The 14,347-nt window shown below is 65.3% G+C and carries 11 protein-coding genes; 8 read left to right on the forward strand and 3 right to left on the reverse strand.

The window, feature by feature from the left end; genetic code table 11:
- Positions 1 to 46 precede the first annotated feature (46 nt).
- Positions 47 to 1,012 (forward strand): tRNA dihydrouridine synthase, encoded by a 966-nt coding sequence (locus DN824_RS20100; RefSeq protein WP_138410135.1) that lies wholly within the window; start codon positions 47 to 49, stop codon positions 1,010 to 1,012.
- Here the strand turns inward: DN824_RS20100 and DN824_RS20105 are convergent.
- Positions 1,009 to 1,755 (reverse strand): SDR family oxidoreductase, encoded by a 747-nt coding sequence (locus DN824_RS20105; protein WP_138410136.1) that lies wholly within the window; start codon positions 1,753 to 1,755, stop codon positions 1,009 to 1,011. The two genes, DN824_RS20100 and DN824_RS20105, sit on opposite strands and share 4 nt — an antisense overlap.
- A gap of 117 nt (positions 1,756 to 1,872) precedes the next feature.
- Between DN824_RS20105 and DN824_RS20110 the strand changes: the two genes are divergently transcribed.
- Positions 1,873 to 2,316: an Hsp20 family protein gene (locus tag DN824_RS20110; RefSeq protein ID WP_138410137.1), complete on the forward strand. Its 444-nt coding sequence runs from the start codon at positions 1,873 to 1,875 to the stop codon at positions 2,314 to 2,316.
- Between the two features lie 46 nt (positions 2,317 to 2,362).
- Here the strand turns inward: DN824_RS20110 and DN824_RS20115 are convergent, their stop codons facing one another.
- Together DN824_RS20115 and DN824_RS20120 are read right to left on the reverse strand one after the other, a co-directional pair.
- Positions 2,363 to 6,016, reverse strand: coding sequence for a PAS domain S-box protein (locus tag DN824_RS20115; RefSeq protein ID WP_138410138.1), 3,654 nt, complete (start codon positions 6,014 to 6,016; stop codon positions 2,363 to 2,365).
- A gap of 75 nt (positions 6,017 to 6,091) precedes the next feature.
- The gene (locus tag DN824_RS20120; protein WP_138410139.1) at positions 6,092 to 6,991 is read right to left on the reverse strand and encodes a LysR family transcriptional regulator; all 900 of its coding nucleotides are present in this window, start codon (positions 6,989 to 6,991) and stop codon (positions 6,092 to 6,094) included.
- Positions 6,992 to 7,153: 162 nt separating this feature from the next.
- Between DN824_RS20120 and leuC the strand changes: the two genes are divergently transcribed.
- The 6 genes from leuC to DN824_RS20150 all read left to right on the forward strand — a co-directional run.
- The gene (gene leuC, locus DN824_RS20125) at positions 7,154 to 8,581 is read left to right on the forward strand and encodes a 3-isopropylmalate dehydratase large subunit (RefSeq protein ID WP_138410140.1); all 1,428 of its coding nucleotides are present in this window, start codon (positions 7,154 to 7,156) and stop codon (positions 8,579 to 8,581) included.
- An 11-nt stretch (positions 8,582 to 8,592) separates the two neighbouring features.
- Complete coding sequence (leuD, locus tag DN824_RS20130; RefSeq protein ID WP_138410141.1) at positions 8,593 to 9,240, forward strand: 3-isopropylmalate dehydratase small subunit; 648 nt, start codon at positions 8,593 to 8,595, stop codon at positions 9,238 to 9,240.
- Between the two features lie 93 nt (positions 9,241 to 9,333).
- Positions 9,334 to 10,416: a 3-isopropylmalate dehydrogenase gene (gene leuB / locus DN824_RS20135; protein WP_138410142.1), complete on the forward strand. Its 1,083-nt coding sequence runs from the start codon at positions 9,334 to 9,336 to the stop codon at positions 10,414 to 10,416.
- 100 nt (positions 10,417 to 10,516) lie between these two features.
- Complete coding sequence (asd, locus tag DN824_RS20140; RefSeq protein WP_138410143.1) at positions 10,517 to 11,629, forward strand: aspartate-semialdehyde dehydrogenase; 1,113 nt, start codon at positions 10,517 to 10,519, stop codon at positions 11,627 to 11,629.
- A gap of 137 nt (positions 11,630 to 11,766) precedes the next feature.
- A complete protein-coding gene (locus tag DN824_RS20145) occupies positions 11,767 to 12,777 on the forward strand; it encodes an aspartate-semialdehyde dehydrogenase (protein WP_138410144.1) in 1,011 nt (336 codons plus the stop codon).
- Positions 12,778 to 12,929: 152 nt separating this feature from the next.
- The coding region (locus DN824_RS20150) for a type IV pilus assembly protein FimV (protein ID WP_282097011.1) at positions 12,930 to 14,347 on the forward strand (1,418 nt) is incomplete at its 3' end.

The raw sequence follows: 14,347 nt of genomic DNA on the forward strand, positions 1-14,347 counted from the left end.
CGGCTCGCTCGTACAATGCGCGCCCGATGTTCGAGCGGTAGCTGACATGCAGATTGCCCTGGCGCCCATGGAGGGCCTGGTCGACGACATTCTTCGCGATGTACTGACGCGGGCCGGCGGTATCGACTGGTGCGTCACCGAGTTCATCCGCGTCAGCGACCGCCTGCTGCCCGCGGCGACCTACGCCAAGCTCGCCCCGGAGCTTGCCCGGGGCGCCTGTACCCGTTCGGGCACACCGCTGCGGGTCCAGTTTCTCGGCTCCGACCCGGCCTGTATCGCCGACAACGCCGCCTACGCGTGCGAGCTGGGCGCGCCGGTCATCGACCTGAACTTCGGCTGCCCGGCCAAGACGGTGAACAAGTCCCGTGGCGGGGCGGTGCTGCTCAAGGAGCCCGAGCTACTGCATGCGATCGTGCTGGAGGTGCGCCGCGCGGTTCCCGAGCACATTCCCGTCACGGCGAAGATGCGCCTGGGCTTCGACAGTCCGGACGGTGCGCTCGACTGTGCCCGGGCGCTGGCCGATGGCGGCGCCGAGCAGCTGGTGGTACATGCGCGCACCAAGGTCGAGGGCTATCGGCCGCCGGCGCACTGGGAATGGGTCGCCCGGGTGCAGGACGTGGTGGCGGTGCCGGTCTATGCCAACGGCGAAATCTGGACCCTCGACGACTGGCGCCGCTGCCGGGAAGTGAGCGGGGCGCAGCACATCATGCTGGGGCGTGGGCTGGTGTCCTGTCCGGACCTCGCCCGGCAGATCGCGGCCGCCCATGCCGGGCGCTCGGTCGATCCCATGGCCTGGAGCACGCTCGAACCGCTGCTCGCCGATTTCTGGCGCCAGGCACGGCGCAAGATGTCGCCGCGCTACGCGCCGGGCCGCCTCAAACAGTGGCTGGGCATGCTCAGCCGGACCTACCCCCAGGCAATGGCGCTGTTCCAGGAACTGCGCCGCGAAGGCGACTGCGAGCGCATCGATGCCCGGCTCGGCGTGGCCTTGGCCGAGCGACAGCCGGGTTAGCGCCCGCCGGTGACGTCCAGCAGCGCGCCGGTCACGTAGCTCGCCTCGTCGCCGCAGAGCCAGAGGATCGCGCGGGCGACTTCCTCCGCTTCGCCGCCACGGCCCATCGGGACGCTGGCCTTGACCCGCTCGACGCGGTTCGGCTCGCCGCCGCTGGCATGAATGTCGGTGTGAATCACCCCCGGGCGCACGGCGTTGACGCGGATGCCTTCGCCCGCCACTTCCTTGGCCAGGCCGAGCGTCATGCTGTCAATGGCGCCCTTGGCGGCGGCGTAGTCGATGTATTCCCCGGGCGCGCCGAGGCGCGAGGCCACGGACGAAACGTTGACGATGGCGCCACCGTAGCCGCCGTGGCGACGGGACATGCGCTTGACCGCCTCACGCGCGCAGATGAAGCTGCCGGTGACGTTGACCGCGAAGACCCGTGCCAGGCGGGCGGCGTCCATGTCTTCCAGGCGCATCTGCCGTTCCAGCATGCCGGCGTTGTTGACCAGTACGTCGAGCCGGCCGAACGTCCGGTCGAGCGCCTCGAACAGGTGGACCACCTGGGCTTCGTCGGCCACGTCGGCGGCAACCGCAAGGGCGCGGCCTCCGGCTCGCTCGATCTCCTGGACGAGCCGTTCGGCCGCTTCCCGTTGCTGCCGGTAGCTGATGCACACCTGATAGCCCTGCTGCGCGGCGAGCCGCGCGGTGGCGGCGCCGATGCCTCGGCTGGCGCCCGTGATGAGCATGACCCTGGACATGAAATATCTCCCGATGAACGGTCTTGAAATTGTTTGGCCCATCCACATTTCGTGGATCGTGGGATGCCGAAGTCGGGTCCCGCATCAACCACTCGCTGAAATCAGGAGATAGTTAAGATGACCAGTTTTTCGATGGCACCACTGTTTCGTCAATCCATCGGTTTCGATCGTTTCAACGATCTGTTCGAAAGCGCGCTGCGCAACGACGCCAGCAGCTCCTATCCACCCTACAACGTGGAGAAGCACGGCGATGACAACTACCGCATCGTGGTAGCGGCCGCCGGCCTCCAGGAAGCGGACCTGCAACTGCAGGTGGAGCGGGGCGTGCTCACCGTCAGTGGCGGCAAGCGCGAAACCGGCAACGAAGGCGTGACCTACCTGCACCAGGGCATCGCCCAGCGGGCGTTCAAGCTCTCGTTCCGCCTGGCCGACCACATCGAGGTGCGTTCAGCCAAGCTCGACAGCGGGCTGCTGACCATCGAACTCGAGCGCGTGGTCCCGGAAGAGGCCAAGCCCAAGCTGATCCCGATCAACGGGGAACGGCCGGCCCTGCAGGGCTGATCCGCCAGAGAGCCGAGAAGGGCGCCGTGAGGCGCCCTTCTTGTTTTCAGTCGTTTCGTCGCGCGAGCAGCTCGCAGAAGTCGGCGAACGGCAGCGGCCGGCTGAACAGGTAGCCCTGGTACAGGCTGCAACCTTCCTTCTGCAACAGGTCCAGTTGCGCCTGCTCTTCCACGCCTTCGGCGATCACTTCCAGGCCCATGCTGGCGGCCATGGCGATGATCGCGCGGATGATGTCGGCGTCGTTGCCGTCGTCGATGGCGTCGCGCACGAACGACTGGTCGATCTTCAGCAGGTCGATGGGCAGGCATTTGAGGTAGGTCAGCGACGAATAGCCGGTGCCGAAGTCGTCCATGGCGAAGCTCAATCCCAGCGCCTTGAGCTCCAGCATCTTGGCGATGGTGTCGTCGAGGCTGTGGATGACGATGTTCTCGGTGATCTCGAGCTTGACCATCTGCGGCGGCAGGCCGCTGCTGCCGAGGATGCTGTCGACCCGCTCGACGAAGCCGTTCTGGCGGAACTGTCGCGGGCTGATGTTGATGCACATGCTGAACGCCTCGCGCTGGACGAGCCCGCCCTGCAACAGCTCCGCGGCCTGGCGCGCGGCTTCGCGCAGCACCCAGTTGCCGACCTCGATGATCAGGCCGCTTTCCTCGAGCACCGGGATGAACTGCGCCGGCGACTGCGGTCCGAGCACCGGATGGGTCCAGCGCAGCAGGGCTTCGGCGCCGATCACCACGTTGCTGCGGGCGTCGACCTGCGGTTGCAGATGCAGTTCGAACTCGCCACGGGTCAGGGCGGTGCGCAGGTCGTTCTCCATGCGCAGGCGTGCGATGGCCGCTTCCTGCATCGAGCCATGGAACAGCTGGATGGCGTTGCGTCCTTCGTCCTTGGCGCGATACAGCGCGATGTCGGCACGCTTGAGCAGGTCGGCCGGCGTGTCGCCATGTTCGGGCACCAGCGCGATGCCGATGCTGGGGGTCACCTGGAGCCGGTGCCCGTCGAACAGCATGGGTTCGGCCAAGAGGTGGCGCAGCTTTTCCGCCACGCGGATGACCTGGCGCGTCACGTCGGGCAGCTTGCCGCTCAGGCCGGTGAGCAGCACCACGAACTCGTCGCCACCCAGCCGGGCGACCGTGTCTTCCTGCCGTACGCTGACTTCCAGGCGCGCGGTGACCAGCTTGAGCACGGCGTCGCCGACCGGATGGCCGAGCGAGTCGTTGATGTGCTTGAAGTGGTCCAGGTCGAGAAACAGCAGGGCGCCGTGCAGGTCATGGCGCTTGTGCAGGGCGATCTGCTGGGTAAGGCGGTCCATCAGCAGCGCACGGTTGGGCAGGTTGGTCAGTGGATCGTGGTAGGCCAGATGCTGGATCTGCGCCTGGGCATCCTTGAGCTGGGTGATGTCGCGCGCCGACAGCAGCAGGCATTCCAGGCCGTTGAGCTCGAAGGGTTCGACCGAGACCTCGACGCTGCGAATCCCGCCGTTGCGATGGCGTATGCGCATCTCCCGGTGGAGGAAGCGGCCATGCAGCTCGACCGCCTGGATGATCTGCTCGTGCTGCTGCGGATCGAGCCAGAGGTTGAGCTGTTCGGCGGTGCGGCCCGCCGCTTCTTCGGGACGGTAGCCGGTCAGGCGATGGAAGCCCTCGTTGACTTCGATGAACTGGCCACTCTCCCGCCCGCAGATGGTGATCGCGTCGGGGCTGGAGTGAAACGCCTTGGCGAACTTGACCTCGCTGGCGCGCAGCGCGGCTTCGGCCTGATAGCGTTCGGTGACGTCGAGGAAGGTGGTGGTGATGCAGGTTTCGCCTTCCACCTGGATCAGGCGGCTGGAGACCAGGCAGGTGATCAGGCGACCCTCGCGGGTGCGGTATTCAGCCTCGGCGTTGTTCAGCGCCTGCTCGCGCACCAGTTTGATGTAGAGCTGGCGACGCTGCTGCTCGTCTTTCCAGAAGCTGATCTCCGGCGCCGTCCGCCCGATGATCTCTGCGGCGGGCCAGCCGAAGGTATCGCTGAAGCTCGGATTGACCTCTATGAAGGCGCCGTCGCGCACGCGGGTCACGCTGATGGGGTCCGGGCTGCTCTGGAACAGCGTCGCGAACTTGGCTTCCGAGGCGGCCAGGCGCTGCTCGCGGCGCACCCGTTCGGTGATGTCCATGACGATGCCGGCCATCCTCAGGGGCCGTCCCCTGTCGTCGCGGTAGAGTTTCGCGGTGCTTTCCAGGTGACGGATCTCGCCGCCTGGCAGTTGCGAGCGGTAGGTCGCCTGGTAGAACGTGGTTCGGCCGGCGACCAGGTCGGCATAGGCCATGCGCATGCCTTTGCGATCGGCCTCCGGCACGCGGGCGAAGAACTCGCGGAACGAGCCGTGGTAGGGGCCGTCGTCCATCCCCTGAAGATTGGCCGAGCGTGGCGAGCCGTACAGCATGCCGCTGGGTATGTGCCAGTCCCAGGTCCCCAGCTCCGCCGACTCCAGCGCCAGGTTCAGCCGCTCCTGGCTTTCCTGGAGCGCCTGCGCCTGCAAACGCTGGTCGGTGACGTCGCGTGCGGTGAAGAACAGGCAGGGCTGTCCGTCTAGTTCGATCTCGCCGCCAAAGAGCAGGTAGTGGTTGACCGCCCCGGTGCGGCTGCGCAGCTCGACCGGGTAATTGCTGATGAGGTTTGCGCTGCGCGACAGCGCCTCGAGCAACCGTTCGCGGGTCCGCGCGTCGTAGAGGCCGAGCTCGATGAAGGTGCGGCCGAGGGCCTCGTCCTTGCTCCAGCCGAACTGCCGTTCGAAGCTGGGATTGATCTCCAGCAGCCGGCCGCTGTCGCGCTCGCTGATCGCCGAGGCGTCGGGCGTGGTACGGAACGCCTTGGCGAACTTGTCTTCGCTGTTGCGCAGCGCGGTTTCGGCCTGCCACTGCTCGCGCATGTCGATGAAGGTGCACAGCACGAAGCAGTCGCCTTCCAGCTCCAGGCACTGGTAATTGAGGATGCCGTCGACCCGTTCGCCATGCTTGCCCTTGAGCTGCACGCGGTGCGTCGCGCAGCTGCGCGTCTCGCTCGCCCGCTTGCGCAGTGCGTCGCGCTGGATCAGGTCGGCCCACAGGCCGATCTCCAGGGTGGTGCGGCCGGCGACTTCGTTCTCGCACCAGCCGAGCAGGCGGGTGAAGTGCTGGTTGATGGCGACGATGCGAGCGTCGTCATAACGCACCAGCATCACCAGTTCGGGGCTCAGCTGAAACAGGCTGGCGAAGCGTTTTTCAGAACTCAGCAGCTGCAGTTCCTTTTCCTGCCATTCGGTCACGTCGCGCAGCACGCCGATCAGCACCGGCTCGCCCCGTTCGCCGTTGTGCAACTGGCCGCTGATTTCCAGCCAGTGCAGGGTGCCGTCCGGCCAGCGGACCCGGTGCCGGAGATGGCAATGCCCGACGGCGCCGCTGGCGATTTGCTTGAACGTGGAGGCCACTGCCGGGCGATCTTCCTCGGCCACCAGGTCCAGGTAGTCGAAGCCTGCCTGGACCTTCTGCTCGGCGGTGAAGCCGAACAGCATCGGTGCGCCGTCGGACCAGCTGACTCGCCCGGTTTCCAGGTCCCAGCACCGGGCGCCCAGCCGGGCACTGCGTAACGCAGCGAGCACGCGGCTGTTCTGCACGGCGGGCTCATCGCCCGGATCGTAAGCACTGATATGCGGAAGTGAAGGGGAGTGGCTGTCTGACATGCTTGGCCTTATGTCGTGCGCTGCGAGAGCGCTGCCCGAAACATAGGCGGTTTTGAGGTGGTCGTGGCGCGCACGTTAGCGGGACTCGGCCCCGCTGTGCAACTTGGCCCGATCAGCGTCAACCAGCGCCATGAATGCGCGGGCGGCGTTGGACAGGGTCCGCTCGGTATGGAAGATGTAGCCCAGCGTGCGGCTGAGGCTCACGCCCGGGAGCGGCAGCGCCACCACCTGGTCGTCACGCATGGTGCGCGGCAGCACGCTCCAGGCCAGTCCGATGGATACCATCATCTTGATGGTTTCCAGGTAATTGGTGCTCATGCTGATGGTCGGCGTCAGCCCCTGGGCTTCGAACAGGCGCTGCACGATATGGTGGGTGAAGGTGTTGCCACCGGGAAATACCGCCGGGTGGCGGGCGACATCGGACAGGGTGATCGGGCCGTTGCAGGCCAGTGGATGTTCCGGAGCGGCGACCAGGTCGAGCGGATCGTTCCATATCTCCACCGCCCGGATGGGCGCCGCGGTCTGCGGGGCCAGGGTGATCACCGCCAGTTCGGCGCGGCCATGCAGGACTTCCTCATAGGCCACTTCGGAATCCAGAAAACGGATGTCGAGGGTCACGCCGGGGTAGGCCCGGGTGAAGGCGCGCAGTAACGGCGGCAACCGGTGCAGGCCTATATGGTGGCTGGTCGCCAGGCTCAGCCGGCCGCCGACGTCGCCATTGAGGTTGCGCAGCGCCCGGCGGGTATCGTCCAGCACGCCGAGAATCTGGTAGGCCCGCGGCAGCAGCGCCCGGCCCGCTTCGGTCAGGCCGACCTGGCGGCCCAGGCGGTCGAACAGGCGCACGCCCAGCTGCTGCTCCAGGGCGGCGATGCGCTTGCTCACGGCCGGTTGGGTCAGGTGCAGCCGCTCGGCGGCCTCGGAAAAACTGCCGGTTTCGGCAATGGCGACAAAAGCGTTGAGGTTGGCCAGGTCCATGCTGTGCGCTCGAATGAGGTAACGGCCTCATTGTATTTGGATTCCTCAGGGGAATGCATTGGATGAAAAATATGAATTTGAGTAATGAACGCGCAAGCCCTAGGATCAGCCCCATAAGCGCTAGGGCTATTGCCCCGCATAGAAACTGATGAGGAACGTCCGATGGCCGGCAAAACGCTCTACGACAAGCTCTGGGAAATGCACGAGGTCAAGCGCCGCGACGATGGGTCGTCGCTGATCTACATCGATCGCCACATCCTGCATGAGGTGACGTCGCCGCAGGCCTTCGAAGGCCTTCGCCTGGCCCACCGCCGCCCGTGGCGCATCGACGCCAACATCGCCACGCCGGACCACAACGTCCCCACCACGCGGGCGGAGCGCCAGGGCGGCCTCGAATCCATCGCCGACGAGGTCTCGCGCATCCAGGTGCAGACGCTGGATGAGAACTGCGACGATTTCGGCATCCTCGAGTTCAAGATGAACGACGTGCGCCAGGGCATCGTCCATGTGATCGGCCCGGAGCAGGGCGCCACCCTGCCGGGCATGACCGTGGTCTGCGGCGACTCGCATACCTCGACCCATGGCGCGTTCGGCGCGCTGGCCCACGGCATCGGCACCTCCGAGGTCGAGCATGTGCTGGCCACCCAGTGCCTGGTCGCCAAGAAGATGAAGAACATGCAGGTGCGCGTCGAAGGCGAGTTGCCGTTCGGCGTCACCGCCAAGGACATCGTGCTCGCCGTCATCGGCAAGATCGGCACCGCCGGCGGCAACGGCCATGCGCTGGAGTTCGCCGGCAGCGCGATCCGCGACCTGTCCATGGAAGGCCGCATGACCCTCTGCAACATGTCCATCGAGGCCGGTGCACGGGTCGGCATGGTGGCGGTGGACGACAAGACCATCGCCTATGTCGAAGGCCGCCCGTTCGCGCCGAAGGGCGCTGACTGGGACAAGGCGGTCGAACTCTGGAAGGATCTGGTCTCCGACGGCGATGCCGTGTTCGATACCGTCATCGAGATGAGGGCCGAAGACATCAAGCCGCAGGTCAGCTGGGGCACCTCGCCGGAAATGGTGCTGGCCGTGGACCAGAACGTGCCGGACCCGGCCGTCGAGGCCGATCCGGTCAAGCGCGATTCCATCGTCCGGGCGCTCAAGTACATGGGCCTGGCGGCCAACCAGCCGATCACCGAGATCAGGCTGGACCGCGTCTTCATCGGTTCCTGCACCAACTCGCGCATCGAAGACCTGCGTGCCGCCGCGCAAGTGGCGAAAGGGCGCAAGGTGGCCTCGAGCGTCAAGCAGGCCATGGTCGTACCGGGTTCCGGGCTGGTGAAACAGCAGGCCGAGGCCGAGGGGCTGGACAAGATATTCATCGAGGCCGGCTTCGAGTGGCGCGAGCCGGGCTGCTCCATGTGCCTGGCGATGAACCCGGACAAGCTCGGCAGCGGCGAGCATTGCGCATCGACCTCCAACCGCAACTTCGAAGGCCGCCAGGGCGCTGGCGGGCGCACCCATCTGGTCAGCCCGGCGATGGCCGCGGCCGCCGCGGTCACCGGCCGCTTCGTCGACGTTCGTGAATTGATCCAGGCCTGAAGGAGACCGACATGAAGGCATTCACCCAGCACACCGGTCTCGTCGCGCCGCTCGATCGCGCCAACGTCGATACCGATCAGATCATCCCCAAGCAGTTCCTGAAGTCGATCAAGCGCACCGGTTTCGGTCAGAACCTGTTCGATGAGTGGCGTTACCTGGACGTCGGGCAGCCCAACCAGGACTGCTCGAATCGCCCGGTCAATCGGGACTTCGTCCTCAACTTCCCGCGTTATCAGGGCGCCAGCGTGCTGCTGGCGCGAGAAAACTTCGGCTGCGGCTCGTCCCGCGAACACGCGCCCTGGGCCCTGGACGAATACGGCTTTCGCACCATCATCGCGCCGAGCTTCGCCGACATCTTCTACAACAACAGCTTCAAGAACGGCCTGCTGCCGATCGTCTTGAAAGAGGATGAGGTCGACGCGCTCTTCGAGCAGGCCGAGGCCACCGAGGGCTACCAGCTTACCGTCGACCTGGCGGCGCAGACGGTCACCCGCCCGGACGGCGTACAGTACGGCTTCGAGGTCGATGCCTTCCGCAAGCACTGCCTGCTCAACGGCCTGGACGACATCGGCCTGACCCTGCAGGACGCGGAGGCGATCAAGGCCTTCGAAAGTCGCCACCAGCAAAGCCAGCCCTGGTTGTTCGGCGCGATCAAATGACACGAGCGGAAGCCGGAAGCCGAAAGCTGGGAATTACAGCGCTTGGCTTTCCGCTTCTGGCTTTCAGCTTCACGCTTTTGCGAAGGAAACGTTATGTCCAAACAGATTCTGATTCTTCCCGGCGACGGCATCGGCCCGGAAATCATGGCCGAGGCGGTCAAGGTGCTGGAGCTGGCCAACGACAAGTACCAGCTCGAATTCGAGCTGAGCTACGACGAGCTGGGCGGTGCGGCGATCGACAAGTACGGCGTGCCGCTGGCCGACGAGACGCTGGAGCGTGCCCGCGCCGCCGATGCCATCCTGCTCGGCGCCGTCGGCGGTCCGAAGTGGGACACCATCGACCCGGCCATCCGCCCGGAGCGCGGCCTGCTGAAGATCCGCTCGCAGCTGGGGCTGTTCGGCAACCTGCGCCCGGCGCTGCTCTATCCGCAGCTCGCCGACGCCTCCAGCCTGAAGCCCGAAATCGTCGCCGGCCTGGACATTCTCATCGTCCGTGAGCTGACCGGTGGCATCTACTTCGGCCAGCCGCGCGAGAGCAAGGTGCTCGAAAACGGCGAGCGCATGGCCTACGACACGCTGCCCTACAGCGAGAGCGAGATTCGCCGTATCGCCAAGGTCGGCTTCGACATGGCGCGCGTGCGCGGCAAGAAGCTCTGCTCGGTGGACAAGGCCAACGTGCTCGCCTCCAGTCAGCTGTGGCGCGCGGTGGTGGAGGAGGTGGCGAAGGACTATCCGGACGTCGAACTCAGCCACATGTACGTCGACAACGCGGCGATGCAGCTGGTGCGTGCGCCCAAGCAATTTGACGTGATCGTCACCGACAACATGTTCGGCGACATTCTGTCGGACGAAGCTTCCATGCTCACCGGTTCGATCGGCATGCTGCCGTCCGCTTCGCTGGACTCGAACAACAAGGGCATGTTCGAACCCTGCCATGGCTCGGCGCCGGACATCGCCGGCAAGGGCATCGCCAACCCGCTCGCCACCATTCTTTCGGTCTCGATGATGCTGCGTTACAGCTTCGGCCAGGCGGCCGCTGCCGACGCCATCGAACAGGCCGTCAGCAAGGTGCTCGATCAGGGGTTGCGCACCGGTGATATCCATTCGGCGGGCATGACCAGGGTCGGAACGCGGGAAATGGGCGATGCGGTAGTCGCGGCGCTCGCGAAGTTGTAATCTTTTTCGTTCGCCCCGACGGGCTGTCTTCAGCCGGGCTAGCGATATTGGCACGGGGGTGCCGATCGCGGGGCGACACATTCAATAAAGGTGTAGTGCGATGAAACGTGTAGGTCTGATCGGTTGGCGGGGCATGGTCGGCTCCGTGCTTATGCAGCGGATGCTCGAAGAGCGGGATTTCGACCTGATCGAGCCAGTATTCTTCACCACGTCCAACGTGGGCGGGCAGGGCCCGGAGATTGGCAAGGATATCGCGCCCCTGAAGGACGCCTACAGCATCGACGAGCTCAAGGGGCTCGACGTCATCCTGACCTGCCAGGGCGGCGACTACACCAACGAGGTATTCCCCAAGCTGCGTGAAGCCGGCTGGCAGGGCTACTGGATCGACGCGGCCTCGTCGCTGCGGATGCAGGACGATGCGGTGATCGTTCTCGATCCGGTCAACCGCCGGGTGATCGACCAGCAGCTCGACGCGGGCACCCGCAACTACATCGGCGGCAACTGCACCGTCAGCCTTGCGCTGATGGGCCTGGGCGGCCTGTTCGAAGCGGGGCTGGTCGAGTGGATGAGCGCGATGACCTACCAGGCCGCCTCCGGCGCCGGCGCGCAGAACATGCGCGAGCTGATCCGTCAGATGGGTGCGATCAACGCGGCCGTGGCCGACGACCTCGCGGACCCGGCCAGCGCGATCCTGGAAATCGACCGCCAGGTCGCCCAGACCCAGCGCGGCGAAGGTTTCCCGGTCGACAACTTCGGCGTTCCGCTGGCGGGTAGCCTGATTCCCTATATCGACAAGGAGCTGCCCAACGGGCAGAGCCGCGAGGAGTGGAAGGCCCAGGCGGAAACCAACAAGATCCTCGGGCGCTTCAAGAACCCGATTCCGGTCGATGGTATCTGCGTGCGCATCGGCGCCATGCGCTGCCACAGCCAGGCGCTGACCATCAAGCTGAACAAGGATGTGCCGATTTCGGACATCGAAGGAATGATCAGCCAGCACAACCCCTGGGTTCGCCTGGTGCCCAACCATCGCGAAGACAGCATTCGCGACCTCACGCCGACGGCCGTCACCGGCACCCTCGACGTACCGGTCGGGCGTCTGCGCAAGCTCAACATGGGCTCGCATTACCTGGGCGCATTCACCGTGGGCGACCAGCTGCTCTGGGGTGCTGCCGAGCCGCTGCGCCGCATGCTGCGGATCCTTCTGGAGCGCTGATCGCGCCCGGTTGCGGTCGCACCGAAACGCCACGCCTCGTCGTGGCGTTTTTTTTATCGATCCGGCGATGCCGTATCCGCTTGCAGCCGGTGGCCAAATCGCTACAGTGCCTGTCGCTCAACAATCAGGAGACGCTCATGTCGCAGCTTGTTCACGTGGCCGTCGCAGGTGCGGCCAGCGCCACCGGCGAGGCGTTGGTGGAAATCGCCGAAGAACGCGGCCTCCCCATCGGCGAGCTGCACCTGATCGACGAGGGTGACTCGATCGGCCAGAGCCTGGCTTACAAGGGGCGCAACCTGCGCATTCGCGATGCTGCCCAATTCGACTTCGGTCAGGTCGGTCTGGTGTTCTTCGCCGGCGATGCGGCGCAGTTCGATCGTTATGTCGAGGCTGCACGCCTGGCCGGTTGCGCCGTGATCGACGTGACGTCCGGCAAGAGCGCCACGGCGCTGCCCCGTATCGTGCCCGAGCTCAATGCCCGGCGCCTCGCTTCGCTGGACAAGCCGGTCTGCGTCGGTTCGCCGGCGCCGGAGGCTACCGCGCTGGCGGTGGTGCTCGCGCCTCTGCTCGACCTGCTGAGCTTCGAGCGCATCACGGTGACGGCTTGCGTTCCGGTGTCTTCGCGTGGGCGTCGAGGTGTCAACGAGCTGGCAAGACAGACGGCCGAGCTGCTCAATGCGCGGCCGCTCGAACCCAGGCTGTTCGGTCAGCAGGTCGCCTTCAATCTATTGGGCGCCGACGACACGCCCGAAGCCGATGGCCATACCCTTCTTGAAAAACGTCTTGCGAACGAGCTCAAGCAATTGCTCGATATGCCGTTATTACCCATCGCGGTTAGTTGCATACTGGCGCCGGTGTTCTTTGGCAGCAGTCTGAGCGTGTCGCTACGTTCTACGGACGAGATCGATCTGGATGCCGTTGCGCGGGCGCTGGGGCAGGCCCCGGGGCTGGAGCTGGCGTCGGGCGACGAGCAGCCGAGCGTGGTAGGTGACGCAATCGGTCAGGATGTGGTGCATGTTGGCAGGGTGCGTCATGGGCTTGATGACCGACGCGAAGTCAATTTGTGGATTGTGTCTGATAACGTGCGAAAAGGGGCCGCACTTAACGCCGTGCAGACCGGTGAGTTGTTGATAAAACACTATCTGTAAAAGATACTTACCGAAAAATTGAAGAACTATTCTAGCTTGACAATAATGGCTCAGTTGATCGCTGACGGGGAACCGCCGCAAGACGGGCGCAGGCAGTGGCTATGAGCTCTCTCGAAGTTTGAGAAGAAAAAGATTAAACAAGGGATTTCACTATGGTTCGGGTTCGCAATCTGGTGCTGGCAATAGCGGCTGCTACCGCTCTGACTTCCGAAATGGCGCATGCGCTAGGGCTCGGTGAGGTCAGGTTGCAGTCGGCATTGAATCAACCGCTGGTGGCCGAAATCGAGTTGCTCGATTCCAGCAGTCTCGCCGCCGGAGAAGTGATTCCTTCGCTGGCTTCGGTTGAAGAATTCAACAAGGCCGGTGTCGATCGTCAGTATTTCCTTACTGACCTCAAGTTCACCCCCGTTCTGCGTCCCAACGGCAAGAGCGTCATTCAGGTTACCTCGAGCAAGCCGGTGCGCGAGCCTTACCTCAACTTCCTGGTAGAGGTCCTCTGGCCCAACGGGCGTCTGCTGCGTGAATACACGCTGCTGCTGGATCCGCCGCTTTATTCTCCGGAAACCGTTGCTGCCGCTGCGCCGCAACTGCCCATCGCCGCCCAGGCGCCGCGGCAGACCGCAAGCCGTCCTGCCGCTCCCGCGCCGGCGCCCCGTGCCGCCGCGCCTTCGGCCAGCAGCTCGACCACACCGGCATCCGCTGCGCTGCAGGGTGACGAATACCGTACTTCGGCACGCGACACCCTTTGGGATATCGCCGAGCGTACCCGCAAGGGCGGTACTGTCCATCAGGCCATGCTGGCGATCCAGGACCTCAATCCGGATGCCTTCATCGATGGCAACATCAACCGTATGAAGAGCGGCCAGGTCCTGCGCCTGCCCGATGCCGAGCAGGTCGGAAGCCGCAGCCAGGCCGAGGCCATCGCTCAGGTCGCCGAGCAGAACGCTGCCTGGCGCCAGGGTCGGGCGGTGGCTGCCGGTCGTCAGCTCGACGCCACCCAGCGCAGCACGGCAGGCGCCGCGCCTTCGCGCAGCGAGACCGGCGACAGCCTGCGTCTGGTCGCGCCGCAGTCCGGTGCCTCGACTTCCGGTAGCGATCGCGGCACCGGCACGGACGTGAAAGCGCTCAATGACAAGCTGGCCGTCACCCAGGAAAGCCTGGACTCCAGTCGTCGTGAAAACGCCGAACTCCAGGATCGCCTCGGTGATCTGCAAGGGCAGCTGGAAAAACTGCAACGTCTGATGCAGCTCAAGGATGATCAGCTGGCCAAGCTGCAGGCGCAGCTGGCCGCGGAGGGCGCTGCGGCCAACACGCCGCAGAATACCGGGCAGTACGAAGCCGGTACGCCTTCGACGGCAGCGCCGCCAGGATCATCAGGTAACGCGACACCGTCCGGCGCCGATGACGGAGCCGACTCTAGCGACATGGCTGCGCCGGCTGATCCAGCCGGCGCAGCCATGTCCGACACCAACACCTCGGTCCCCCCAGCGGCGGCGCAGGCGCCTGCGGCAAAGCCTGCTCCGCAACCGACTCCTGCTCCGGCGCCCGCGCCGGCAGCCCAGCAGCAGCC

Source organism: Stutzerimonas nosocomialis (assembly GCF_005876855.1).
GTDB classification, from domain to species: Bacteria; Pseudomonadota; Gammaproteobacteria; order Pseudomonadales; family Pseudomonadaceae; genus Stutzerimonas; species Stutzerimonas nosocomialis.

Coding starts and splice junctions, on each gene's coding strand:
- DN824_RS20100 (WP_138410135.1), top strand. CDS start 47: ATGCAGATTGCCCTGGCGCCCATGGAGGGCCTGGTCGACGACATTCTT.
- DN824_RS20105 (WP_138410136.1), bottom strand. CDS start 1,755: ATGTCCAGGGTCATGCTCATCACGGGCGCCAGCCGAGGCATCGGCGCC.
- DN824_RS20110 (WP_138410137.1), top strand. CDS start 1,873: ATGACCAGTTTTTCGATGGCACCACTGTTTCGTCAATCCATCGGTTTC.
- DN824_RS20115 (WP_138410138.1), bottom strand. CDS start 6,016: ATGTCAGACAGCCACTCCCCTTCACTTCCGCATATCAGTGCTTACGAT.
- DN824_RS20120 (WP_138410139.1), bottom strand. CDS start 6,991: ATGGACCTGGCCAACCTCAACGCTTTTGTCGCCATTGCCGAAACCGGC.
- leuC (WP_138410140.1), top strand. CDS start 7,154: ATGGCCGGCAAAACGCTCTACGACAAGCTCTGGGAAATGCACGAGGTC.
- leuD (WP_138410141.1), top strand. CDS start 8,593: ATGAAGGCATTCACCCAGCACACCGGTCTCGTCGCGCCGCTCGATCGC.
- leuB (WP_138410142.1), top strand. CDS start 9,334: ATGTCCAAACAGATTCTGATTCTTCCCGGCGACGGCATCGGCCCGGAA.
- asd (WP_138410143.1), top strand. CDS start 10,517: ATGAAACGTGTAGGTCTGATCGGTTGGCGGGGCATGGTCGGCTCCGTG.
- DN824_RS20145 (WP_138410144.1), top strand. CDS start 11,767: ATGTCGCAGCTTGTTCACGTGGCCGTCGCAGGTGCGGCCAGCGCCACC.